We start from the raw sequence: 2,995 nt of genomic DNA on the forward strand, positions 1-2,995 counted from the left end.
GTTATCTTAGTATAAAAAGTATGTTATCTTAGTATAAAAAGTATGTTATCTTAGTATAAAATTATTTACTTATACTAAGATATGTGTTATAGTACTTTTGAGGTGATTTTTAATGGGTAATAAATTAGTTCGTTATAATAATACTCTACATTCTCTTGATTTTTCTTTAATGACATTAAAAGAAAGAGGACTATTTTTTTCTTTATGTTTTTTTCTAAAAGAGAAAGGAACAAACGAAGTAACTTTAAGTTTTAATGAATTAAGAGAAGTAGTTAATTTTTCAAAAACAGATACAGAATCATTTATTAAATTGATTAGAAATACATATCGAAAACTACTAAAAATAACATTGGCTGAAGAGGATGAAAATCAAATCGAAGAAACAACAATTTTTAGTAAATATAAAATATTAAAATCTGAAAAAATGGTCATTTTAAAATTAAATAAAGATTTTGAACATATTTTAAATAAATTAGAAAATAATTATACAGAGCATGAGTTATTAGAATATACATCTTTAAAAAGTGATTATTCTCAATTAACGTATGCTTTTTTAAAAAAATGGAATACAACTAAAAAAGTTAAAATTTCTATATTAGATTTTAGGGAAAAATTGGGAGTGCCTAATAGTTATGATACCTCAAATTTTAATAGACAAGTTTTAAAACCAATAATGGAAGAATTACCACAATATTTTCCTAACTTAAAACTAGAAAAAATAAAAACTGGTAAAAAAGTTACAAGTTTAAAATTTACTTGGAATGGTAAAGTAGAAAAAATAGAACACTCCCAAAATGATAATGTGATAGATATAATTGAAATTTCAGATAAATTAAATAAATCTATAGAAAAAGCAAAAAAGAATAGATTTATTGCACCTTTGTTAACAATAGATAATATTGAAATATTAGTTGAAATGTTCCAAGAAAAAGACCTTATAAAAGGTTTAAATTGGTCATATAGAGAGATTAAACAAGAGATTAAAAGTTTAAATTATTTAATAAAATCTATAAAAACAGGAATGGAGCAAAAAGAGAAAAAATTAGTTGTAAAAACTGTTCCTGAAGTTGTCCAAGAACAAGAAACAAAAGAAGAAATTTTAAAAGAAAATAACTTAGATTTAAAAAAAGATCAAGAGATTAAAATTACAGAAATTGAAAAAATTAAAATTACAAAAGATGAATATGAAGAACTTTATAAGAAATTTTTACAAGAACAAAATACAGAGCATAATTTATTAACAAGAAAAGGGTTTGATATTGCTAATAAAAATAAATACGAAATTATAGAAAAAGCTAATAATATTATGAAAATGGAAAATGAACTTTCTAAAATTACAATAACTAAAGAAAAATATGAATTACTTTATCAAAACTTTATTATTTTAAATGATTGTATTGATAATCAAAATACAAGAGAGAGTTTTGATTTATTAAATAAAGAAAAATATAAAATAGTAGAACAAACTATAACAATTCCAATAACGATGGAGGATTTAGACAAAGCTTCTTTTAATGAAATTGAAGGTAAAAATATTGTTGTATGTTCAGATGAAGAAGATTTTAGAAATAATCATATAATTGTAAAAGAAGGAGAATTAACAAAAAAAATAATTTCTATTTCAGATATTCCAGAAGAAAAATTATTAGGAAAAAATAATAAAAAATTAGTTGGTGGAGCACTAATCGCAAGATTGGAAAAAATTGCAAGAGATGAAGAAACAAAAATACAGTATAAAGATAAAATAATTGGAGAGTAAAAGAGGGAAAATAAATCCCTCTTTTTTTATATTTCAATTGAAGTTTCTAAATCAAAATGATATAATTAAAAGACAATGCACGCTTAAGCATGTCTCAAAATTGAGACATGCACACGTGTTGGGAGAGGACTCCCAAACCCTCCATTTAGGATTAGAAAACCTCATATTTTTTTCAAAAATAAGATGTTCTCTAACCCTTTAATGGAACAAGGTAAATTTTTTCAAAATTTGATTATAAGGAGGTACCAATTGAAGGTACATCATGTTTGTATTGAAACATCAACATATAACGAATCAATATTTTTTTATACTAAAATTTTAAATTTTTCATTAAAAAAAGAAACTCCTAATTTTCACGGAAGAGATTATAATTCATGGCTAGAATTGAATGGTTTTTATATTGAGTTACAAACACCTAAAAATACGGATGAGAAAGAATCTTCTCAAAATATAACTGGACTTGTTCATATCTGTTTTTTTGTAGATAATATAGTCCAAGAATTAGAAAGAATTAAATCAGTTTATAATAAATTTAAATTAAAAAACAATGAAATTTTATATAATGTTGAGGGAGGACTTCTCTTTAAATTAATTGCTCCAGAAGGTACAATTATTGAAATTAGAGATAATCCTTTATTTTAAGAGATAGTTAAAAATCATAAATTGGGAGGTGTGCTTACATGGCTGAATATAGATTACATTATAAAACTGGAAAAGTAGGGTATAGTAAAGCCCATGCTGAGTACATCTTAAGAGAAAATAAATACAGTAAAAAAGAAGATTTAGTATATAAAGAATCGGGGAATATGGATTGTATAATTGATGGAACATCAGCAGTTGAATTTTGGCAAGGTGCTGATGAATACGAAAGAATTAATGCAATTACATATAGAGAATTTGAGTTAAATATTCCTAATGAATTAAGCTATGAACAAGGAGTTAAACTTGTTCAAGATTTTGTAAAAACTGAAATAGGAAATAGTCATCCTTATTCGTTTGCTATCCATGAATCACATAATAAAGATGGTGAGAAAAATCTTCATTGTCATCTTATGTTTTCTGAAAGAGAACTTGATGGAATTAATAGAGAATTACCTAAGTTTTTTAAACAAGCCTATACTAAAAAACCCGAAATAGGGGGAGCTAAAAGAAATAGAAAATGGCAAACTAAAGAACAGTTATTACATATTAGAAAATCATGGGAAATTTTATCTAATCAAGCATTAGAAAAAAATG

Annotated in this window: 3 protein-coding genes; all 3 read left to right on the forward strand. The window is 24.0% G+C overall.

What is annotated here, in order from left to right:
- The first annotated feature begins 112 nt into the window (after positions 1-112).
- On the forward strand, positions 113-1,759 hold the full coding sequence (locus tag Q0O83_RS11810) for a replication initiation protein (protein ID WP_294097335.1): 1,647 nt from the start codon (positions 113-115) through the stop codon (positions 1,757-1,759).
- A 249-nt stretch (positions 1,760-2,008) separates the two neighbouring features.
- Positions 2,009-2,401, forward strand: a complete 393-nt coding sequence (locus tag Q0O83_RS11815) for a VOC family protein (RefSeq protein WP_294097337.1) — start codon at positions 2,009-2,011, stop codon at positions 2,399-2,401.
- Between the two features lie 38 nt (positions 2,402-2,439).
- Positions 2,440-2,995: MobA/MobL family protein (locus Q0O83_RS11820; protein ID WP_294097338.1), on the forward strand; the 556-nt coding region annotated here is incomplete at its 3' end.

Origin of the sequence: uncultured Cetobacterium sp., assembly GCF_945952365.1 — a bacterium.
Classification (GTDB): domain Bacteria; phylum Fusobacteriota; class Fusobacteriia; order Fusobacteriales; family Fusobacteriaceae; genus Cetobacterium_A.